This is a genomic window from Janthinobacterium sp. UMAB-56 (assembly GCF_900095265.1).
Lineage (GTDB): Bacteria > Pseudomonadota > Gammaproteobacteria > Burkholderiales > Burkholderiaceae_D > Janthinobacterium.
The window spans coordinates 39,913-60,828 of sequence record NZ_LT607655.1; the positions used below are offsets into that span (position 1 = coordinate 39,913).

Here is a 20,916-nt window from a genome sequence, read left to right on the forward strand (position 1 = left end):
CGCGGCATCATCTATGTTTATTTTACCGTACCGGCTGCTGCGCCGGGGGCTGCATCGGGTGCGGCAGGGGCGGCTGCAGGGTCGAGACTGCGCCACAAATACCACGTCGCCACGGTGCGCCACGGTTCCCAATTGGCGGAAACTTCGCGCGCATCGCTGCGAGAAACTGGTTCGCCGGAGAAATAATTGACGCTGATGCCCTGGATCAAACCGGGGTCGTCGAGCGGCAAGACGTTCGGCCGGAGCAAATTAAATATCAAAAACATCTCGGCTGTCCAGCGGCCGATACCACGGATCTGCACCAGTTCGGCGATGACGGCTTCGTCATCCATCTGGTCCCACTGGCTCGCATGCACGCGCTTGGCCTTGAAATGGTCGGCCAGGTCGAGGATGTATTCGGTCTTGCGTTTGGACAAACCGCAGGCGGACAGTTGCTCGGCGCCTGCCTTCAACACTTGTGAAGGCGTGCATTTCGGGCAAGCCAGCAGCAGCTTTTTCCAGGCGGCATCGGCCGCCTTGGGCGTGATCTGCTGCCCCACCAGCGAACGGGCCAGGGTAGTAAACGGGTCGCTATGACCGACCAGGTGCAGGTCGCCAAATTGCGGGATGAGCTTTTTCATGATGCGGTCGCGCTTCATCAGCTCGATCTTCGCCTCTTCCCAGTAGTGCGGCACCTGGATCACCTGCGCCGCCACCGGGGCTTCCCCGTTTTCCCTGGACGTCGCCATCATGCGCGGCGCCAGTTGGTCGAGCCGTCAGGCTTGTCTTCGAGAATGATGCCCGCCGCCAACAGTTCAGCGCGGATCTTGTCGGACTGGGCAAAGTCGCGCGCCTTTTTCGCCGCGCTGCGCGCCGCGATGGCCGCTTCGATGCCGGCCGCCTCGTCCTGGCCGCCGGCGGCGCCAACGGTCGCTTGCAGGAATTGCTGCGGCGTGCGTTCCAGCAAGCCGAACACGCCCGCCAGGCCCTTCAATTGACGCGCCAGGGCGGGCGACTTGCTCTTGTTGACTTCCGTTGCCAGGTCGAACAGGGCGGCCACGGCCAGCGGCGTGTTGAAATCGTCGTCCATGGCCTCGGCCACGCGCACGGCATGCGCTTCGCTCCAGTCGATGCCACCCTCTTCCACCGCCACGTCGGCCAGCGCCGTGTACAGGCGGGTCAGGGACAGACGCGCATCATCGAGGTGCACGTCCGAGTAATTCAGGGGGCTGCGGTAGTGCGCGCGCAGGATGAAGAAGCGGATCACTTCGGCATCGAACTTTTGCAGCACTTCGCGGATGGTGAAGAAGTTACCGAGCGACTTGGACATTTTTTCATTGTCGAGACGCACGAAACCGTTATGTATCCAGTAATTCACGCTGGTATGGCCGAACGCGCCTTCGGATTGCGCGATCTCGTTTTCGTGGTGTGGGAATTGCAAGTCCGCGCCGCCGCCATGGATGTCGAATTGTTCACCGAGCAAGGCGCAGGACATGGCCGAGCACTCGATATGCCAGCCAGGGCGGCCCTTGCCCCATTTCGCATCCCACTTGACTTCTTCCGGCTCGGACTCTTTCGACGACTTCCACAGCACGAAGTCGAGCGGATCGCGCTTGCCCGTGTTCACGTCCACGCGCTCGCCGGCGCGCAGGTCGTCGAGCGACTTGCCCGACAGCTTGCCGTAGTTGGGGAAGTTGCGCACGGCGTAATTGACGTCGCCATCGGCGCCCTGGTAAGCGAGGCCCTTCGCTTCCAGTTGCTCGATCAGGCGCAGCATCTGCGGCACATATTCGGTGGCGCGCGGCGTATGGTCGGGCGTCAAAATACCCAGCGCGGCCGTGTCTTCATCCATGTAGCGGGTGAAACGCGTCGTCAGCTGGGAAATCGTCTCGCCGTTTTCCACGGCGCGACGGATGATCTTGTCGTCGATGTCCGTAATGTTGCGCACATAGGTGACGTCGAAACCGGACGCCTTCAGCCAGCGGTAGATGACGTCAAAGGCCATCATCATGCGCGCATGGCCGATATGGCAATAATCGTAGATGGTCATGCCGCACACGTACATGCGTACCTTGCCCGCTTCCATCGGGACGAATACCTGCTTCTCGCGCGCCAGGGTGTTGTAAATCTTTAGATTGCTCATCGTGCTTTGCAAGTGGAGCGGCCGCCAGCCTGGCAAAACGACAGACAGGCGCGGACACCGGGGGTGCCGCGCCACTGAACTGCCGTGTGCGCCAAGACTGGTCGACCCGCTATATTGTTGTTCTTGTTTGTTAGAATTAGGGCGTTAGCGGTCAAGTATAACATTGATAAAAACCAGACTGGCCCGATATGAATTAGGTTTTTACGATGTTCAACCAAAACTCACTTCTTTAGCGCGACAGCGAGTTTAAAGAAAAATAACGATCAAGGACGCCTCCATGCAAGAAACCAAATCGAAACGCCTGTCTTTCCTGGCCCGCTTCTGCACCCTGTTTGCCGGCCTGACCCTGGGCAGCGCCGTCGTGGCGGCCGCTCCGGCGACCGCCCTCGACCCCACGCCGCACGTGGCCCTGAAAACCAGCATGGGCGAGATCGTGCTGGAGCTGGATCAGGAAAAAGCCCCGAAAAGTGTGGCCAATTTCTTGCAGTATGTCAAAAGCGGTTACTACAAGGGCACCGTGTTTCACCGTGTCATCGACGGCTTCATGATACAGGGCGGCGGCTTCGACAAGAACATGAAGCAGAAAGCCACCAGGGCGCCGATCAAGAATGAAGCGCAAAACGGCTTGCAAAACGTCAGCTACAGCATCGCCATGGCGCGCACGGGCGACCCGCATTCGGCCACCGCGCAATTTTTCATCAACGTCAACGACAATGGCGCGCTCGACTACCCTGGCCGCGACGGCTTCGGCTACACGGTGTTCGGCAAAGTCATCAAAGGCATGGATGTGGTCGACAAGATCAAGGCCGTGCCCGTCGCCGACAAGGGACCGCATCAGAACGTGCCGGTCACCCCCGTGGTGATCGAATCGGCGACTTTACTCAAGTCTGCGCCCGCAAAACTGTAAAATAGCGTTTTTACGGCCCGGAACCACGCGGGCCGTTGAATCATTTATCATCCAATTTATTAAGGATCATCATGACCTCCGTCATCATCACCACCAATCTGGGCAAGATCACCGCTGAACTGGACGCTGAAAAAGCGCCGAAAACGGTTGCCAACTTCCTGGCCTACATGCAGGCCGGTCACTACGACAACACGATTTTCCACCGCGTCATCGACGGCTTCATGATCCAAGGCGGCGGTTTCGAGCCAGGCATGAAACAGAAGCCTGCCGACACCACCGTGGAAAACGAAGCCAAGAACGGCCTGAAAAACGACACGTACACGCTGGCCATGGCCCGCACGTCGGACCCGCATTCGGCATCGGCCCAGTTCTTCATCAACATCAAGAACAACAGCTTCCTCGACTATCCAGGCCAGGACGGCTGGGGCTACGCCGTGTTCGGTAAAGTTACCGAAGGCAAGGAAGTCGTCGACGCCATCCGCGCCGTGAAAACCTCGCGCGCCGGCATGTTTGCCGACGTGCCAGTGACGGACGTCATCATCGAAAAAGTTGAAGCAGCGTAATCAAGCTACAGCATCATGAATAACAGGCATTGCAGCGTTTTCGCCTCTCCATGCACTGCATTTTTTGGGAGCGTTGAACGATGACAATGCCTGCCGCACTCTTTATTTCCGACCTGCACCTGCAGAGCTCACACACGCGCACCAGCGCGGCGTTTCTTTCTTTCCTGGAACACCATGCGCAATACGCGCAAGCGCTGTATCTATTAGGCGACCTGTTCGAATACTGGGCCGGCGACGATGACCTGGAAGACCCTTACAATGCGCGCATGACGGCCGCCATCCGCGCCGTCAGCGATGCGGGCGTGCATGTCTACTGGATCGCCGGCAACCGCGACTTTCTTGTCGGCTCCGGCTTTGCCGCCGCCGCCGGTGCTACCCTGCTCAGCGAACCGCATGTGGCCACGATTGCCGGCCAGCGCATCGTCTTGCTGCATGGCGATGCCGAATGCACGAAAGACGTGCAATACATGGAGTTTCGCGCTATGGTGCGCCAGCCTGCCTGGCAAAAACAGTTCCTGTCCATGCCGCTGGCGCAGCGCAAGGCCGTCATCGCCGGCTTGCGTCAGCGCAGTCGCGAGCACAATGGCGAAAAAGCCATGGATATCATGGACGTCACGCCCGACGCAGTCGCCCGGGTCTTTGCCGAACATGCCAGCACCGTGATGATCCACGGCCACACGCACCGCCCTGCCCTGCATAAAATCGGCGCAACCTTGCGCTATGTCTTACCCGACTGGGAATGCGACGTGACGGCGCAGGAAGCGCAGCGCGGTGGCTGGATCGCCATCGATGCGCGCGGCAACATCACGCGCCACGCTCTGAACGGCGACTGCATCGACTAGAGCTGCGCCCGCATAGAACGGCTTGACAGCCACGGCGCCGGCGCGGCGCCATGCGCCGGCTGGCCGCTTCAGTCAGCTCACCGCTCGTACGCATCCAGCTTGAACAGGCCCACCATGGCGGAAAGTTGCTGTGCCTGCTCCTGCATGGCTTGCGCGGCCGCCGCCGCCTGCTCCACCAAGGCCGCATTCTGCTGCGTCGCATCATCCATGCTGATGATGGCCTGGTTGACTTGCGCGATGCCCTGGCTCTGCTCCTGGGTTGCCGTACTGATTTCCTGCATCAGCGTGGTCACCTTGCCGATGCTGTCAACCACGTGGCGCATGGCGTCGCCTGCTTCGCCTGCCAGCTCGCCGCCATGCTGTACCTGCGCTCCCGAGGCGCCGATCAGTTCCTTGATTTCCCTGGCCGCGCCGGCGGAACGCTGCGCCAGGCTGCGTACTTCGCTCGCTACCACGGCAAAGCCGCGACCCTGCTCGCCAGCGCGCGCCGCTTCGACGGCCGCATTCAGGGCCAGGATGTTGGTCTGGAAAGCGATGCCGTCGATGACGCCCGTGATCTCGGCGATCTTTGCCGACGACAGCCGGATGGCACCCATGGTGTCCACCATGCGCGCGACCACCGTGCCGCCCTGCCGGGCCAGTGCGCAGGCTTCTTGCGCCAGCGTGCTCGCCTGCTGCGCATTGCCGGCGTTCTGGCTGACCGTGCCCGTCAATTGCTCCATCGAAGCGGCCGTCTGTTCGAGCGAGCTTGCCTGCGCTTCCGTGCGCGCCGACAAGTCCAGGTTGCCCGTGGCGATTTGCTGCGATGCCGTGGCGATCGCCGTCGCATTGCCGTGCAGCTGGTGCACCGTGCCGGCAAGATCCTGCTGCATGCGCGCGATGCTGTGCAACAAGCTGCTGCTGTCGCCCGCACGCAGCGCCACCGGCGTGGACAGGTCGCGTCCTGCGATGCGCCGCGTCACGTCGCCCGCATAGGCCGGCTCGCCACCGAGTGCGCCGAGCACGCTGCGGATCACCTGCCAGCCCAGCGCCGACATCACCGCCAGCGCGGCCAGGAAGAACCACAGCGACTGCAGCGCCGCCTGCCAGAATGCCTTGTCGATATCGTCGTTAAAAAAGCCCGTGCCTATCCACCAGCCCCAAGGCTTGAAGACGATGATGCCGTTGAGCTTAGCCACCAGTCGGCCCTCGCGCTTGCTTTTCAAGGACACCAGGCCCACCTCAGCGCGGGCAAGCGCCTCGACATAGGCCTGGGAATCGGGGCGGCCATCCATCGTCTCGCCCTCGGCGATCACGCCGATATTCTTGGGATTCGGATGTACCAGGTTCAAGCCATTGGGCAGCCGTGCCCAGTAATAGCTCTTGCCGTCGTTATTGAGCTGGGTCAGCGCTTCTTTTGCCGCTGCCTGCGCTTGCTCGCGCGTCAGGCGGCCGGCCAGCTCCTGCGCATGGTAGTGCGCGGCCAGGTGTTGGCCCATCTTGAGCATGTTGATGATCTGCGCTTCACGGTCATGCAGCATGGCATTGTGCAGCGTACGCAGGCTGGCGGCACCCAGCATGGCCATGGCCAGCAGAGCGGTGCCAACGAGCAGCAGCAGGCGTTGAGAGACTTTCATGGGGCGTTCCTTGTAATGCGCGAAGGCATGCAATCGGCCACGACAGGCGTGCCTGTCCCCGCCCGGCTTGGTGATGGCGGGCGATGGGCGATGCGGCGGCGTTCTAGCGCTTGGGTTTGACGGCGAGATGCGGCATGAAATACTCAGGCCGCAGTTTGCGGGTAATTTCCAGTACCGGCAGCACATGATCGAGATGGCTGCGCATGGCGGCGACGGCGTGCTGCGGGTTGCCCGAGGCGACCGCCTCGACCACGCCCGCGTGTTCGGCCATGACGTCGCTCATGCGCCCTTCCAATGGCAAAGTCAGCTGGCGATAGCGGTCCATCTGCGTTTTCGCCTGCAATATCATGGGCCATACGCCGGGATAGCCGGACAGCTCGGCCAGGGCCGCGTGGAAATTCTCATCGGTACGGTGAAATCCCCGTATGTCGTTGCGTACGATGCACTCGGCCTGGGCCGCCAGGATGGCGCGCAGGCTGGCGATGCCTTCCGGCGTCGCCCTTTCAGTGGCCTTTTCGATGATGGCCGTTTCCAGCGCACAGCGCACCAGCATGGCTTCCTCCAGCGAGTCGAGCGGGATACGCGCGACAAACGTGCCCACGCGCGGCAGCACTTCGATCAGGCCCTCTTCGGCCAGGCGCTGTACTGCCTCATGCACGGGCGTGCGGCTGGTGCCCAGTTCATCGGCCAGGTCCTTCTCGACGATACGGGTGCCGGGCAGCATGCTCATGTCGACGATACGCTGGCGCAGCAGCCCATAGATGCGGCGGGCGGCACTGACACCGGTTTCGCCATCGGCGAGCGTAAGAGGGGACGTCGAATTCATAGACTGTGTATAGGTACGGCAAAGTTAGACAAAAAAAACAGTGTATTCGATGATACCGCGTCTGCGTTCATCCGGCAGGCATTTCCGCGCGGGCGATGATGGCGCCGCGCTGGCCTATGACGCAGGCGGCCAGGCGGTGCCCGGCGCGCGCCGCCGCTGCCGGCGGCTGGCCCGCCAGGCGCGCCGCCACATAGGCCGCGCCGAACGAGTCGCCGGCGGCCGTGGTGTCGACCACCTTGGCCACCGGCTGCGCCGGCACTTCCTCCAGGACGCCCTGATGCAGGATGATGCAGGGCTGCGCTCCCCGCTTGAGCACGATCTCGGGCACGCCCAGCGCGCTGCTGCGGGCCAGTACCTGCGCCACATCGGCCGGCCCGTACAGCGCATCCTCGTCGTCGAGCGTGAGCAGGGCCAGGGAGGCCAGGCTCAGCACGCGATGATAGATGGAAGCGGCGGCATCGGCGCTGTCCCACAGGCGCGGACGGTAGTTATTATCGAAGATGATGCGCCCACCCAGCGCCTTGCATTGCGCCAGGGTGGCCAGCAACAGTTCTCGATCCGCCGGCGGCAGGATGGCAAGGCTGATGCCGGACAGATAAACGTGGCGCGCTTGCGCCAGCTGCTGCAGGATGGCCGGCGCCTGCGGCCCGCGCATCCAGTGGCGCGCGGCCGAATCGCTACGCCAGTAATGGAACTTTCGCTCGCCGTGGGCGTCCGTCTCGATCAGGTACATGCCGGGCAGCTTGTCGTCCAGGCGCTGCACGCAGTGCGTGTCGATGCCCTCCTCCTGCCAGCTGGCGTGCATGTCGTCGGACAGGCCATCGATGCCCAGCGCCGTGACATACGCGACCTTGTGCCGCTGCGGATCGGCCAGGCGTGCCAGGTATAGCGCCGCGTTCAGTGTGTCGCCGCCAAAACGGTAGGCCATGGCCTGTTCGCTGGTGGCGCGCTGCAATTCAATCATGCATTCGCCGATGACGAATACGGTGTGTGCTGCTGTCACGACAATATCCTTCCAAAAAAAAGCAAGCGCGGCGCCGCAGCGACATCCACGGGGATGGCCGGTGCCGCGCCGTTGGCGCTGAACCGCCTGGTTCTGGCGGTTCAGGCCGGACTTCGCCGTATTACTTCTTGTCCCAGGTCGAGCCAAACAGGTTCGACTGGCCGATGGCCGGGAAATCGACGAAGGCCTTGCTGCAATCGACCACTTTATCGACGTCGACTGCCTGCGTCGCCGTGCCGTTGACCGTCACGCGCTCGGCCGCGTTGGCGAAAATCGGCAGGTTAGTGCCCTTGATCGTCAGGTTCGCGTCCGATGACGTCATCGTCGTGCCGTTCGGCGTATCCGTCACTACGTTGTTCAAGGTCATCACCAGAGGATACTGCGGGTTGGTCAGTCCGCCTGTGTTTTCCTTGAAGCCCTGCAGCTTGATGGCCGTATTGCCCAGGATACGCACGTTATCGAGGGTAATGTCGTGGAAGTTCGGATATTGCGGACCAGCCGACGGCAGCGCCTTGGTGCTGTAGTAGGTGGTAAACAGCAGCGCATTCAAGGCATCGCGGATGCAGATATTGCGGTAGTGGATGTTGCTCACTTCGCCGCCACGCGCATAGTCCGACTTGATGCGCAAGCCTTCTTCCGAGTGCGTGAACGAATTGTCGTACACCTCGACGTTGGTCACGCCCGCATTCGTTTCGCTGCCGACCGAAATCCCATGGCCCCAGTAAATGTGGTTATGCGCGATGACGATGCCATGCTTGCGGTCCGAACGCACGTCGCGCTTGCCATCGATGGCGAACAGGCCGGAACCCGCAGGCGATGGATTGGCGCTGCCTTTCAGGGCCACGTCATCGTCGCCGGTGCTGACGAAGTTATACGCGAAGACAAAGTTCTTCAGGTAGCCGTCAAACGACATGGCACCGGCCGAGGCGGTCTTGCTGCCCGTGGCCAGCTTGCCGGAAATGGCCTTGCCAGCTGCGCCCGGATCGAATGCGTCGGTGTTTTTGACGTTGTCCGCATTGTAGGTGTCACCGTTGTACAGCGGGTTGCCGTTGCCGGCCGGATTGGCGAATGCGGCCAGGGTCGGTGTCTGCACCTTCACGCCCCACACCGTCAAGCCATCGACGCCGCTAGGCACGACGTGGAAGTTGGCGCTGTTATTGAGCGAAATGCGGTACAGGGTGAGGTTTTTCGCATAGTTGAAGACCATCATGCGGAAATTCGACTGCGAGCCCGTGCCCGTCACGCCGTTTTGCACCATATTGCCCAGGAAGGCCAGATCCCACCAGCTCATGTTGCGTGCCGACGATTTCGAGTCGACCGTGGTGCCGCCGTTGTCGCACGACACGCCGTCGGCCGCCTGCTTGCCCGTGGCGTACATGGCGTAGGTGTTCGAGCATGTCATGTCGACCTTCATCAGCGGATACAGCTTGTTGGTGGTGACGATTTCCGCATACGCGCGGCTGTCGATCGAGCCATCGCCCATGACGGCCGAGTTGACCAGGTTGGAGCCGTTGATCAGCGCCGAGCAATTGCCCGAGCTGCCAGCCTTGGTGGAGCTGACGGCCGTATTGCCGCAGTACGGACCGGCCGGATTCGGCGAATAGGTGGTCACGTCGCGCGAGGCGTACAGGGTCACGCCCTTGTCGATCCACAGGGTCACGCCCGATGGCAAGGTCAAGGGACCGCTGATGAAGCCATCACCCACGCCGGCGCTGTTGACCACCAGGCGCACGGCGAACTTGCTGCCGCGGTATTCCGGCTTGGCCAGCTCTTCGCCCGAAACCCCGGCGATATTGACGTTCTTGACGTTGGCGGCTTTTTGCGCGGCCGTGGCGGCGGCATCGGCGGCGGCAATCTTGGCGCCCACTTCGGCGTCGACGGCAGCGCCGCAGGCGTCAAGCGCGGCCTGGATGCGCGCCTGGTCCGGGTTTGCCGTGGCGGTGGTGACCGCCACGCCCACGCCAGGCTTGGATGGATCGGCTTCCGGCGGCAGCGAGCCATCGGGACGGCGCACCAGGTTAGCGGAGGCTTCGAGCGTGGCGCAGACCTGGGTGTCCTTCGGCAGCGTCGGCTCGGCCGGCAGGTCAGGATCGAAGGAGGTGGTTCCTACCTGGTACACGCTGCCGGGATTGTAGGTCGTGGCGGTGGCACCGTCGGTGCTGCCGCCGCCTCCGCAGGCGGCCAGCATGGCGGCCAGTGGCAATGCGACGCATGCCTGCGCCCAGCCTGAATTGATTTTTTTGCTATCTGACTTCATGAATGCATCTCCTGATATCAGCGCCGCTCTGAGGTGGCAGCGCTATATAAATGGGCCGGCCGCTCGGTTCTGCTGGAACCGCTGGCCGGCGGTGTCCCGGCTTGCGCCGGGCTACTTCAGAAACGGGCGATAAAGCCGAAGCCGAACGCACGCGGCGAATTGCCTGGCGCAAGGAAGGCATCGTCCTTGCCCGCGTTGTTGCTATGCAGTGGCGACTGGCCCAGGTTGACGTTTTGCTGCGACTTGTTGTTGATGCGCGTGAAGTACACATACGGCATGAACTGGTCGTCGATCTTGTAGGTCGCGCCCAGCGACACCTGCGTCGCGCCAAAATCGTCCGGCTTGGCGAAGGTGGTGTTGTCGAGCTTGCCCAGCTTGCCCGCTGCGAGCATCACGGTCACGTCGTAGCCGACTTCCTGGCTCAGCGAGGCCATCACGGAACGCTGCTTCATGCTGCCCGTCTGCAGGGCGGTGTAGATGTTGCCGGGCGTCGGCAGCGATTGCACCGCGTAGCCATAGCTGCCGGACTCGAAGCCCAGGCCGACCGATGTCTTGGTGGGGAATTGATACGTCGCCAGCACTTTGTAGAACGAAGTGTTCACGCCGCTCACCGAGGTATTGCGCATGCCGAAGCCCTTCGACAGGTTTTCCACGTCGACGCCCGTGTTTTGCTGGCGATCGTAGCCGGCGCCGATCGAGAATGCGCCTATGCTGTACTTGGCAGCCAGCGCATAGCGCGCGCGGTCGTCGCCGGTGTCGCGCACTTCGTCGAAGCCATAGGAAGCGCCAAGCTGGAAGCCGCGCCATGCGGGCGACAGGTAATGCGCCGAGTTCTTGTAGCGCGCCTCGCCGCGGCCGAACAGGCTGTCGGCGTTGCCACTCAGCTGGGCCGAGGTATTGTTCCAGACGTCGACGCCCTTGACGGTCAGGCCCAGGTTGCCGCCCAGGGCGCCGCCCGAACCCACCAGGCTGCGGTACACGGAATCGTTGTTGCCGATGACAAAGCGGCCGAAGCGCTTGCTCTCGATACCGACAAAGGTATTGCGCGATTCGATGGTGGAGGATTTGCCCTGGCCATTGATGCCGCCTTCGTCGAAGTTGTTCAAGCTGCCTTCGATCTGCCAGATGCCGCGGATGTCGTCGCGCAAGCCGATCGAGCCGGCAAAGCCGATGCGCGAATTGCCGTCGGAAATGCGGCCGCGGCTGGCGTATGGCGTGGCGCCGCCGACGGCTTTGACCGACTCGATCTCGCCATTCAGGAAACCGTAGATGCGGGTTTCGACATGGCGGTTCTCCAGGATGCCTTCGGCCAGCGCGCTGCCGGACAGGGCCGCCAGGATGGCTGCCGCCAGGACACGGCGGGTGCAATGGTGGTTCAGTGGTGTCATGTGCTTCTCCTCTTCTCGCGCCTTGATTGGCGCCTATGTATAAACAGCAAAAAAACAGCTCCCCGCCTGCGCCGCGCGGCGCAGGTCAGCAGGAAAAAACGGGAGGGTGTCAGGCCATCAGGCGCTGAAGGCAGGCTTGCCCAGTGGCACGCCAGGGGCGGCGATCTTTTCGCGTATCAGCAGGCATACCACGGCCGCCGCCACCAGGTCGAAGCCGGCCAGCAGCATGAACAGGGGGCTGTAGCCGACCAGCGTCACCAGCACGCCGAACACCAGCGTAAAGATGGTGGCGCCCAGGTAGCCGGACATGCCGGCCAGGCCCGTGGCGGTAGCCACTTCGTTCTTGCCGAAGACGTCGGAAGTGATCGAATACAGCGCACCGGACAGGGTCTGGTGCGCAAAGCCGCCTACGCACAGCAGGGCGATGGCCGCATACGGACTGGCCACCAGGCCGATACAGGCCGGGCCGATCATGCACACGGCGCCGACGATGACGACCAGCTTGCGCGAGGTGAACAGCGACACTTTCCAGTATTGATGGAACCATGGGCTCAGATAGCCGCCCAGCACGCAGCCGATGTCGGCCGCCAGGAACGGCAGCCAGGCAAACATGGCGATTTCCTTGATGTTCATGTGGCGTTCGGTCGCCATGTACAGGGGAATCCAGGCATTGAAGGTTTGCCAGGCCGGCTCGGACAGGAAGCGCGGGATGGCGATGGCCCAGAAATTGCGGCTGCGCACGATCTGGTGCCAGCGGGTCTTGGGTGCCTTGTCGCTGTGGTGGGTCGCTTCCTGACCTTCCAGGATGAACTCGCGCTCCTGGTCCGACAGGCGTTTCTGGTCGCGCGGGTGCTTGTAGAAAGCCAGCCACAGGCCCGTCCAGACGATGCCGATGGCGCCGACGATGACGAAGGACATTTGCCAGCTGCCGTGCAGGATGGTCCAGACCACCAGCGGCGGCGCGCACAGGGCGCCGATGGAAGAGCCGATATTGAACCAGCCGATGGCGACCGAGCGCTCCTTGGCGGGGAACCATTCGGTGGTCGCTTTCACGCCGGCGGGTATGCCGGCCGCCTCCGTGAGGCCCAGCATGCCGCGGAACAGCGCCATGCTTTGCCATCCGGTGGCCATCGCCGCACAGGCGCAGGCGACAGACCAGGCCAGGGCAAAGATGGCAAAACCGAGCTTGGTGCCGATGGCGTCGATGACATAGCCGGCAATCGGCTGCATCAGTGCATAGCAGACCTGCCACGCCACCACGATATAGGAATACTCCTGGGTGGTGATATTGAGTTCACTCATCATCGTTGGCGCTGCCACCGACAAGGTATTGCGTGCCAGGTAATTGACGATCAGTCCAGCCGTAACCAGGCCGACCATCCACCAGCGCATGCCGCGTATTTTAGTCATGTTGTCTCCCTCTATCCATCCAAGGCGGCGCCGCTGCGCCGCCACTTTTTGGGCCGTTCAGCCTTCCTGGGGAAGTGCCTTCGACCTCGGTTTTTATGGGTGCTGCCGGTATTGCTGGTCTTGCCCTACTGCTCAATCTTTACGTCGCCTGCAGGGCGCCGCGCATGCCATCGGCCGTGATGCGCGCCAGCGCCGCCGTCACGGCTGGCGCCAGGCCTGGCACCGCATTCAAGTCGCGGCCCCATACCTTGCCGTTGGCCAGCCAGCCCTGCACCAGTTGCGCCAGGCTTTGCGTGCCGCTGTCGACGTCCAGCCAGGCCGCTTCAAACCAGGCCAGGCTGGCCGCGTCGTCCGACAGTGCGATCACGTCGCCGCGATACAAACGCATGGTGGCGGCCAGGGCCAGCACCAGGCGTTGCGGCAACTTGCCCTGCACTTCCACGTAGCGCAGCAGTTGCGGCGCGATGCGCGCGGCAAACTTGCTCCAGCTATTCAAGGCGATCGCGGAGAGGCGGTGCTCGATGTAGGGATTGCGGAAGCGCAACAGCACGTCGCGGGCGAACTGCTGCAGCTCGTCCTGCGGCAGCGGCAGCGCAGGGATGATTTCCTGCGCCAGGGTGTCGGCCAGCCAGGCGCCGACTTGCCCGTCGCTGACGGCAGCACCGACCGTGTCGAGCCCCGCCAGCAAGGCCACCGGCACCAGCGCCGTATGGCCGCCGTTCAGGATGCCGACCTTGCGTTTCTTATACGGCGAAATATCGTCGACCAGCCGGATATTCAGGTCCGCGCCAGCCAGCTTCAATTCATCGGCCAGCCAGGCCGGGCCTTCGATGACGAACAGATAGTAGTATTCGGCCGCCACCATGAACTGGTCGCAATAACCGAGTTCTGCCTCGATAGCAGCTGCGTCCTGCGGATAGCCGGTGACGATGCGGTCGACCAGGGTCGAACAAAACACGCAGGCCGACTCGATCCAGGCGGCAAAGCCGGCATCGAGCTGCCACAGGCGGGCGAAGTGCAGCACGGCAGCCTTCAAGGCCGGGCCATTGTCTTCGATCAATTCGCAGGGCAGCAGTACCACGCCTTTTGCGCGCTCGCCCTCGAAGTACGCATACCGGTCGAACAGCAGGCGCGCCAGCTTGGCGGGGAAGCTCGAAGGCGGTGCATCGTCGAAGGCGTCGCTGTCATTGGTGGCGATGCCCGCTTCGGTGGTGTTGGAGACGATAAAGCGCAGCGCGGGCAGGCTGGCCAGCGCCAGGTAGTCGGCATACATCGTGGCCGGATTGATCTCGCGCTGCACGCAGTCGATGGTGCGGCAGGTGCTGACCGCCTGGCCCGTTGCATCGAGGCCGCGCACCACGGTGGTAAACAAGCCGTCCTGCACGTCGAGCAGGGGCGAGCCGCTGCCACCGCGCGGACGCACCACGACCACGCCGGCATCGAGGCCGCTGCGTTCGTTGAGCAGGTCGATCTGCCAGTCAAAAAAGCCGCGCATGAAATTGCCCTGGCCGAACTGCAGGAACTTGATCGGCAAGTTGAACGGTGCACTGCGGCGCAATGCTTGCAAGGGGATGTGGTTCACAATGAAATGTCGCGTTTCCAGAAAATGAAGTCGTATTGCTGCAGGCGGTCGGCCTTGGCCTGGTACTGGCCGCCGGCAGTCGCCACCACCAGGTCGAACAGGCCGTTGGCCACGTCCGGCAAGGGCTGGCCTTCGATCACGGGGCCGCAGTCGTAGTCGATCAGGTCGGCCAGCTTTTTGGCCACCCACGTGTTGCTGGATATTTTCAGCACCGGCACGATCGGGTTGCCCGTCGGCGTGCCGAGTCCGGTGGAAAACAGCACCACATTGGCGCCCGAGGCCACGATGCCCGTCACCGATTCGACATCGCCGCCCGGGGTGCACAGCAGGGACAGGCCCGGTTTCGGACTCTGTTCGCCGTAATCGAGCACGGAAACGATGGGCGAGGTGCCGCCCTTCTTCGCCGCGCCGGCCGATTTCATCGCGTCCGTGATCAAGCCATCGCGGATGTTACCGGGGCTGGGGTTGTCGGCAAAATGCGTGCCCACGGCTTCGGCGCGCGCTTCAAAGTCGCGCATCAGACCGAGGAAGCGGCGCTTGTCGTCGTCGTTTTCACAGCGCTCGATGAGGTTGGCCTCGACGCCGCACAGTTCAGGGAATTCGGCCAGGATGGACGAACCGCCCACGGCCACCACCATGTCCGACACCAGGCCCATGGCCGGGTTGGCGGAGATGCCGGAAAAGCCGTCCGAGCCGCCGCACTTGACGCCGATTTTCAGGTGCGCCAGCGGCACCGGCTGGCGCCGCACCTTGTTCGCTTCCTTCAGTTGCGCCAGCGTGTCGGTCAGCACGGCCTTCATCATGGCGTCTTCGCTATCCCACTTCTGCTGCTCGTAGATCAGGCAAGGCTTGTCGAAATGCGGGTTCTGTTTCGCCAGCGCCTCCTGGAACATGGCGATCTGCGCGTTCTGGCAGCCCAGGCTGAAGACCGTAATGCCCGCCACGTTAGGATGGTCGGCGTAGGCCGATAATATTTTGCACAGCGAGCGCGCATCGGCACGCGTACCGCCGCAACCGCCGTTGTGCGTGATGATGCGCACGCCGTCCAGGTTCGGGAAGGGGCGCACGACGGGCTTGGGCGCCTCCATATCCTCGCCCAGCAAGGACAAGGTGAACGACGCCAGGTCGTTGCGCGTGTAGCCGAGCGGTGCTTCGAGCGCATTGCGCAGATGTTCGACGTTGCGGTTTTCACAGAAGACCAGGGGGAAGATCAGCCAGTAATTGGCCGTGCCCACCCTGCCGTCGGCGCGTACCACGCCGGGAAAGGTGGCGCCTTCGAGACGCGCCACGTCGGGCGGCGTCCAGGTGTACGGCGCCTGCGGTTCCAGCTCAACTTCGGCCGCGTAATGGTGCAGATTTTCCGTGGTGACGGCTTCGCCGCGGCGGATATCCACCGTGGCCTTGCCAACCGGTACGCCGTACAGGCGCAGGATGTCGCCGGCCGCGAACGCGCGGCGGGCCAGCTTGTGCTTGGTTTTGACGGCACTGCTGATAAGGATGGACTCGCCCTCCCAGTTCACCACTTCACCGGCGGCCAGGTCGGACAAGGCGACCAGCATGTCGTCGTCGGGATGGATGCACAACACTTTTTGCATGACAGTTCCTGGCGACGGCTTAGAGTTGGAAATACTTCTGGGCGTTTTCGTAGCAGATGCCGCGCACGATGGTGGCCAGTGCCTCGAAATCGTTCGGATACTCGCCGCCGTGCACCCACTCGCCGATCTGGCGGCATACCAGGCGGCGGAAATAGTCGTGGCGCGGATAGGAAGCAAAGCTGCGCGAATCGGTCACCATGCCGACGAACACGCCCAGCACACTGTGATTGCCGAAGCCGACCAATTGCTGCAGATTGCCTTCCTTGTGGTCGTTGAACCACCACGCCGGGCCGAACTGCAGCTTGCCGGCCACGCTGCCATCCTGGAAATTTCCAACCATGGTCGACAGCACTTCATTCATGTTCGGGTTCAGGCAGAACAGCATGGTCTTGGGCAGGCGGTCATCCAGGTCCAGCGCGTTGAGCAGCGAGGCCAGGCCAGCACTGCAACCCATGTCGGAGATCGAGTCGTAGCCTGTGTCCGGCCCCAGCAAGTCGCGCATGCGGTCATTGTTGTTGCGCTGCGCGCCGATGTGCAGGCACATGGTCCAGCCGTAGTTTGCATATACGCGGCCGATCGCCTCGAGCAGACCGCGCAGGTACAGGCCGTTTTCCGCTTCGTTGAGCAAAGTGCCTTGCAGGCGCTTGGCAAACAGGGCTTCGAGCTCATCGGCGCTGGCCGCCTGCGCGGGCAAGGTCACATCGACGGCATGATCCGAAATGCGCGCACCACGGGCATGGAAGAATTCCACGCGCACGGCCAGCGCGGCGATCAGCGAAGCAAATGAAGTGACGGGCACGGACGACACGTCACCCAGGCGTTTGAGGTAGTCAGGGAAACGCGGCTGGTTGATGCGCATGGCCTTGTCGGGACGGTAGGCTGGCAGTACGCGCGTTTTCAGGCCGGAGGCGGCGATTTCTGCGTGCTGCAGCAGGTCATCGGCAGGATCATCGGTGGTGCAGGCAATCTCAACGCCCGCCTGTTCCAGCAGGGACCAGGTGTCCATCGTCGCCAGCATGGCATTGGCCTGTTCCCAGATCGCATCGGCATTCGCCTCGTTGATGATGAGATCGATATTGAAGATGCGGCGCAGTTCCAAATGGCTCCAGTGGTGGATCGGATTGCCGATCGCCAATGGCAGCACCTTGCAGAAGGCGCGGAATTTTTCCTGGTCCGAGCGCTCGCCCGTAATGAATTCCTCGGCCACGCCTGCCGTACGCATCAGACGCCATTTGTAATGGTCGCCCGCCAGCCACAGCTCGGCGATATTACGGAAAGTCTTGCGGCTGGCGATCTCGCCCTGCTGCAAGTGCGAGTGGTAATCAATGATGGGCAGGTCGGCGGCGACCTCGTGATACAGCTTGCGCGCCGTATCGGTAGTGAGAAGAAAATCCTGATTCATGAACTCGGTCATCGTAACCATCTCCTAGCTGTGCGCGACTTGGCCGTCGCACTGTGTTTTGTGGTGGCACCAAATTGGCGCACTCTGATATATCAGAATATTAAATGTAATATATCAGAAGGCGCAAGCAAAAAATCGACTAGCGGTGAAATGAGCAATAGGGAAACAACAGGCGGATGTCTCGTGGCGTGCCGGTGATGGCCTGGCATCGGGCGAAGTTCAGCCTTCAGTGCTGCTCAGGAAAACCTCAGCGTGGGCCCTGCCGTGCTTTCGCCCCGGCCATTCAGCGCGCCGAAAGAGCGTGGATGGGATGGGTGCGATTTCGCTGCCCGCGATCAAGGTGGTTTCCCGCAATCAGGCACTGGCCTGGAACTTGGGTAACGCTGCGCATCCGGGACGCCGATTCCGTCATGGAGGCGGTCTCCACTATTTTTGATCGGAATACGTATGGATAGAAAACCAGCACAAGGTTGACATCTATTTTTTCACTGTTATAGTTAACTACAACACCAACTCAATACATCACGGAGCTTCCATGCCTACAGCATTTTTCACGCGCTGCACCGCCCCGCCCTTTTCGGAGCGCATCCCATGAGCGCGGAGTGGAACGACAATAGCCCCATCTACCGCCAGCTCAAGGCCAGGGTGGTGGGCATGATGCTCGATGGCGTGCTGCAATCGGGCGACGCCTTGCCTTCGGTGCGCCAGGTGGCGGCCGATTATCAATTGAATCCCATCACGGTCTCGCGCGCCTATCAGGAACTGGTCGACGATGCCCTGGTGGAAAAACGCAGAGGACTCGGTATGTATGTCTTGGAAGGCGCCCGCGACAAATTGCTGGCCAGTGAACGCGAGCGCTTCCTGCGCGAAGAGTGGCCGGCCTTGCTGGAACATATCACCCGCCTGGGCCTCGACCTCGATCAACTGTTGCAAGCGAGCCGCGACAATGGCGCGCACGGAGAGAACGCATGAATGCATTGAACAAGGACAGCGTCATCAGCGCACGCGGCCTGCGCAAACAGTATGGCAAGCAGGTGGCCATCGACAGCATCAGCTTCGATATCGCGCCAGGGCGCATCGTCGGCTTGATCGGGCCTAACGGTTCCGGCAAGACCACCACCCTGAAAGCCATCCTGGGCCTGACGGGCTTCGATGGCGACTTGTCGGTGCTGGGGCGTGATCCGCGCGTGCAACGCGACGCGTTGATGGAAGACGTGTGTTTCATCGCCGACGTGGCCATCCTGCCGGGCTGGCTGCGCGTGGCCGACGCCATCGATTTCGTTGCCGGTGTGCATCCGCGTTTCGACCGCAGCAAGGCCGAACGCTACCTGGCCCACACCAAGCTGTCGCCGAAAATGAAGGTCAAAGCCATGTCGAAGGGCATGGTGGTGCAGCTGCACCTGGCGCTGGTGATGGCCATCGACGCCAAACTGCTGGTGCTCGACGAACCGACGCTTGGCCTGGATATCCTGTACCGCAAGCAGTTCTACCAGAATCTGCTGGAAGACTATTTCGATGAAAACAAAACCATCGTCATCACCACGCACCAGATCGAGGAAGTGGAACACATCCTCAGCGACCTGATGTTCATTCGCGACGGCCAGATCGTGCTGGCGTCGAGCATGGAAGAGGTGGGCGAGCGCTACATCGAAGTGATGGTGGGCCCGCAGCACGTCAATCCGGCGCGCGCCCTGCAGCCGATCAGCGAACGCAGCGTGTTCGGCAAGTCGGTGATGCTGTTCGATGGCGTCGCCCGCACTCAACTGGCCGCCTTGGGAGAAGTCCGCACGCCCAGCCTGGCTGACCTGTTTGTCGCGACCATGAAAGGATCGTACCAATGAGTATTTCCCCTGCAAACAAGATGCAATGGCTAATACGGCGTGAATTGTGGGAACACAAGGGCATGCTGGTGTGGACACCGGCCCTGATCGGCGTCGTCATGACGGTGCTGGGCGCCCTGATGGCGGCCGCGACCGTCGCCAAGACCAAGATGCACACGGCACTCATCGTCAATGGCGAGGAAATTTCCTGGAGCGCCATTTTCAATACCCGCACCTTCGGCCCGCGCCGCACGGAAATCATCGACGCCGTGGCCAACAACTATACCTACACGGCTGCGCCGCTGTTCCTGGCACTGGGCTTCCTGGTGTTTTTCTACTGCCTGAGCGCCCTGCATGACGACCGCCGCGACCGCAGCGTACTATTCTGGAAATCGCTGCCCATCTCGGATGCGCAGACGGTGCTGTCGAAAGCGGCCATCGCCCTGCTGGTCGCGCCGCTGCTCGTCGCCGCCGCCGCCAGCCTGACGTCGCTGGCCCTGATCCTGATCCTGAGCGGCGTGCTGGCGGCCAATGGCATCCACGTGTTTACCGAACTGCTCGCTTCTCCGGGTCTGTACCTGGGACCGCTGCGCGTGTTCGGCTTGCTGCCCGTGTATTGCCTGTGGGCCTTGCCGACGGTCGGCTGGCTGTTGATGGTATCGAGCTGGGCCAAGTCGAAAGTCTTCCTGTGGGCCGTCGGCGTGCCACTGCTGCTGCTCATCCTGACGGTCTGGGCAGGCAAGCTGACGCAGACGGAAAACGATGTCAGCTGGATACAGATGAATGTCATCGGACGCGCACTGCTGGGCACCCTCCCCGGCAGCTGGTATCTGTTCGAACCGGGACTGCTGCCGCAAATGCACGCGCTGGCAGAGGGAGGATCGCACATGGCACGCATCGATGTGTTCAGCAATTCCTGGTCCAGCCTGGCCTTGCCAGCCGTCTGGCTGGGTGCGGCGGCAGGCGCGGCGCTGATTTACGCCGCCATCCGCCTGCGCCGCTGGCGCGAGGAAGGCTGACAGCGCCATATCACTGCCCCATGAAAATCGCCCCGCCCGTCGGGGCGATTTTCATTTCTACCCCGCTCACTACCTCCTCAAATAATAACTACTTTACAGATAGTTATTAACTAAAAAATTTTCACCACATAAAGACTATGCAATTGATAGCATTCATTCGATATGAAAATTGTAAATAGTTATTTTTATCGTATTTTATTTTCAATCAATTTTGATAATCATCATGCAAAAAGCAACAACTAGCAATTCGATAGCAAGATGGTTTTTTGGATAAAAGGCGCAGGAATACTGAGGCGCGAAAGAAGATTCAAGAAAAAATACCGATTTCGTGACAATTCGTGATTATTCCCTTGAGCAAAGCTTGACAGAATAAATGCATGAAAAATGATCAAAAAGAAATTGATAGTTTCAAAATAGAAACTATCATCAGAGTGCAAGGCAGTACATGCGACGTGCAAATACCGCTTCCTGCCAGCGCGTGTCGCCTGACAAGGCAGTGCTCGACGCAAGGAAAAACAGGAGGACGACGGCAAGTAAAATAAATACAAAAATAATATTTTTAAT

General features: G+C 61.6%; 17 protein-coding genes. 6 read left to right on the forward strand and 11 right to left on the reverse strand.

From position 1 onward, the window contains the following. Window positions 1-17: 17 nt before the first annotated feature. Both K0F85_RS11110 and cysS read right to left on the reverse strand, forming a co-directional pair. Entirely contained in the window at window positions 18-731 is a 714-nt protein-coding gene (locus K0F85_RS11110; protein ID WP_374198673.1) for a DNA-3-methyladenine glycosylase, read from the reverse strand. Further along, window positions 728-2,122 (reverse strand): cysteine--tRNA ligase, encoded by a 1,395-nt coding sequence (gene cysS, locus K0F85_RS11115; RefSeq protein ID WP_219116119.1) that lies wholly within the window; start codon window positions 2,120-2,122, stop codon window positions 728-730. The genes K0F85_RS11110 and cysS overlap by 4 nt, the downstream gene beginning before the upstream one ends. A gap of 277 nt (window positions 2,123-2,399) precedes the next feature. Between cysS and K0F85_RS11120 the strand changes: the two genes are divergently transcribed. The 3 genes from K0F85_RS11120 (at window position 2,400) to K0F85_RS11130 (ending at window position 4,434) form a co-directional block, all read left to right on the forward strand. Then, window positions 2,400-3,029, forward strand: a complete 630-nt coding sequence (locus tag K0F85_RS11120) for a peptidylprolyl isomerase (protein WP_219116120.1) — start codon at window positions 2,400-2,402, stop codon at window positions 3,027-3,029. Window positions 3,030-3,100: 71 nt separating this feature from the next. Continuing rightward, on the forward strand, window positions 3,101-3,592 hold the full coding sequence (locus K0F85_RS11125) for a peptidylprolyl isomerase (RefSeq protein ID WP_035817428.1): 492 nt from the start codon (window positions 3,101-3,103) through the stop codon (window positions 3,590-3,592). Window positions 3,593-3,678: 86 nt separating this feature from the next. Then, window positions 3,679-4,434 (forward strand): UDP-2,3-diacylglucosamine diphosphatase, encoded by a 756-nt coding sequence (locus K0F85_RS11130; protein ID WP_219116377.1) that lies wholly within the window; start codon window positions 3,679-3,681, stop codon window positions 4,432-4,434. Between the two features lie 77 nt (window positions 4,435-4,511). Here the strand turns inward: K0F85_RS11130 and K0F85_RS29115 are convergent, their stop codons facing one another. The 9 genes from K0F85_RS29115 to uxaC all read right to left on the reverse strand — a co-directional run bounded on the left by K0F85_RS29115 (window position 4,512) and on the right by uxaC (window position 17,525). Continuing rightward, on the reverse strand, window positions 4,512-6,050 hold the full coding sequence (locus K0F85_RS29115; RefSeq protein WP_219116121.1) for a methyl-accepting chemotaxis protein: 1,539 nt from the start codon (window positions 6,048-6,050) through the stop codon (window positions 4,512-4,514). A gap of 103 nt (window positions 6,051-6,153) precedes the next feature. After that, complete coding sequence (locus K0F85_RS11140; RefSeq protein ID WP_219116122.1) at window positions 6,154-6,876, reverse strand: GntR family transcriptional regulator; 723 nt, start codon at window positions 6,874-6,876, stop codon at window positions 6,154-6,156. A 67-nt stretch (window positions 6,877-6,943) separates the two neighbouring features. Next, window positions 6,944-7,879 carry a sugar kinase gene (locus K0F85_RS11145; RefSeq protein WP_257572695.1) on the reverse strand — a complete coding sequence of 312 codons (936 nt, stop codon included), beginning with the start codon at window positions 7,877-7,879 and terminating at the stop codon, window positions 6,944-6,946. 121 nt (window positions 7,880-8,000) lie between these two features. Continuing rightward, window positions 8,001-10,136 (reverse strand): glycosyl hydrolase family 28 protein, encoded by a 2,136-nt coding sequence (locus K0F85_RS11150; RefSeq protein ID WP_219116123.1) that lies wholly within the window; start codon window positions 10,134-10,136, stop codon window positions 8,001-8,003. Window positions 10,137-10,252: 116 nt separating this feature from the next. Further along, window positions 10,253-11,524 (reverse strand): porin, encoded by a 1,272-nt coding sequence (locus K0F85_RS11155; protein WP_219116124.1) that lies wholly within the window; start codon window positions 11,522-11,524, stop codon window positions 10,253-10,255. Window positions 11,525-11,641: 117 nt separating this feature from the next. Then, window positions 11,642-12,934, reverse strand: coding sequence for an MFS transporter (locus K0F85_RS11160; protein ID WP_219116125.1), 1,293 nt, complete (start codon window positions 12,932-12,934; stop codon window positions 11,642-11,644). A 139-nt stretch (window positions 12,935-13,073) separates the two neighbouring features. Beyond that, on the reverse strand, window positions 13,074-14,516 hold the full coding sequence (locus K0F85_RS11165) for a tagaturonate reductase (protein WP_219116126.1): 1,443 nt from the start codon (window positions 14,514-14,516) through the stop codon (window positions 13,074-13,076). Beyond that, window positions 14,513-16,111: a UxaA family hydrolase gene (locus K0F85_RS11170; RefSeq protein WP_219116127.1), complete on the reverse strand. Its 1,599-nt coding sequence runs from the start codon at window positions 16,109-16,111 to the stop codon at window positions 14,513-14,515. Before K0F85_RS11170 ends, K0F85_RS11165 begins: the two co-directional genes overlap by 4 nt. Before the next feature lie 19 nt (window positions 16,112-16,130). Beyond that, a complete protein-coding gene (uxaC, locus tag K0F85_RS11175) occupies window positions 16,131-17,525 on the reverse strand; it encodes a glucuronate isomerase (RefSeq protein WP_219116128.1) in 1,395 nt (464 codons plus the stop codon). A gap of 579 nt (window positions 17,526-18,104) precedes the next feature. Between uxaC and K0F85_RS11180 the strand changes: the two genes are divergently transcribed. From K0F85_RS11180 to K0F85_RS11190, 3 genes are read left to right on the forward strand one after another with little or no spacing between them, the layout of a single operon-like run. Next, window positions 18,105-18,485 (forward strand): GntR family transcriptional regulator, encoded by a 381-nt coding sequence (locus K0F85_RS11180; protein ID WP_219116129.1) that lies wholly within the window; start codon window positions 18,105-18,107, stop codon window positions 18,483-18,485. Beyond that, window positions 18,482-19,354, forward strand: coding sequence for an ABC transporter ATP-binding protein (locus K0F85_RS11185; protein WP_219116130.1), 873 nt, complete (start codon window positions 18,482-18,484; stop codon window positions 19,352-19,354). The genes K0F85_RS11180 and K0F85_RS11185 overlap by 4 nt, the downstream gene beginning before the upstream one ends. Beyond that, window positions 19,351-20,352 (forward strand): hypothetical protein, encoded by a 1,002-nt coding sequence (locus K0F85_RS11190; protein WP_219116131.1) that lies wholly within the window; start codon window positions 19,351-19,353, stop codon window positions 20,350-20,352. The genes K0F85_RS11185 and K0F85_RS11190 overlap by 4 nt, the downstream gene beginning before the upstream one ends. Window positions 20,353-20,916: the final 564 nt, after the last annotated feature.

Bases quoted from the DNA above. Each gene is read 5' to 3' on its own strand.
- K0F85_RS11155 (WP_219116124.1), bottom strand. From the start codon at position 11,524: ATGACACCACTGAACCACCATTGCACCCGCCGTGTCCTGGCGGCAGCC.
- K0F85_RS11190 (WP_219116131.1), top strand. From the start codon at position 19,351: ATGAGTATTTCCCCTGCAAACAAGATGCAATGGCTAATACGGCGTGAA.
- K0F85_RS11110 (WP_374198673.1), bottom strand. From the start codon at position 731: ATGATGGCGACGTCCAGGGAAAACGGGGAAGCCCCGGTGGCGGCGCAG.
- cysS (WP_219116119.1), bottom strand. From the start codon at position 2,122: ATGAGCAATCTAAAGATTTACAACACCCTGGCGCGCGAGAAGCAGGTA.
- K0F85_RS11120 (WP_219116120.1), top strand. From the start codon at position 2,400: ATGCAAGAAACCAAATCGAAACGCCTGTCTTTCCTGGCCCGCTTCTGC.
- K0F85_RS11140 (WP_219116122.1), bottom strand. From the start codon at position 6,876: ATGAATTCGACGTCCCCTCTTACGCTCGCCGATGGCGAAACCGGTGTC.
- K0F85_RS29115 (WP_219116121.1), bottom strand. From the start codon at position 6,050: ATGAAAGTCTCTCAACGCCTGCTGCTGCTCGTTGGCACCGCTCTGCTG.
- K0F85_RS11150 (WP_219116123.1), bottom strand. From the start codon at position 10,136: ATGAAGTCAGATAGCAAAAAAATCAATTCAGGCTGGGCGCAGGCATGC.
- K0F85_RS11185 (WP_219116130.1), top strand. From the start codon at position 18,482: ATGAATGCATTGAACAAGGACAGCGTCATCAGCGCACGCGGCCTGCGC.
- K0F85_RS11170 (WP_219116127.1), bottom strand. From the start codon at position 16,111: ATGCAAAAAGTGTTGTGCATCCATCCCGACGACGACATGCTGGTCGCC.
- uxaC (WP_219116128.1), bottom strand. From the start codon at position 17,525: ATGACCGAGTTCATGAATCAGGATTTTCTTCTCACTACCGATACGGCG.
- K0F85_RS11180 (WP_219116129.1), top strand. From the start codon at position 18,105: ATGAGCGCGGAGTGGAACGACAATAGCCCCATCTACCGCCAGCTCAAG.
- K0F85_RS11125 (WP_035817428.1), top strand. From the start codon at position 3,101: ATGACCTCCGTCATCATCACCACCAATCTGGGCAAGATCACCGCTGAA.
- K0F85_RS11160 (WP_219116125.1), bottom strand. From the start codon at position 12,934: ATGACTAAAATACGCGGCATGCGCTGGTGGATGGTCGGCCTGGTTACG.
- K0F85_RS11130 (WP_219116377.1), top strand. From the start codon at position 3,679: ATGCCTGCCGCACTCTTTATTTCCGACCTGCACCTGCAGAGCTCACAC.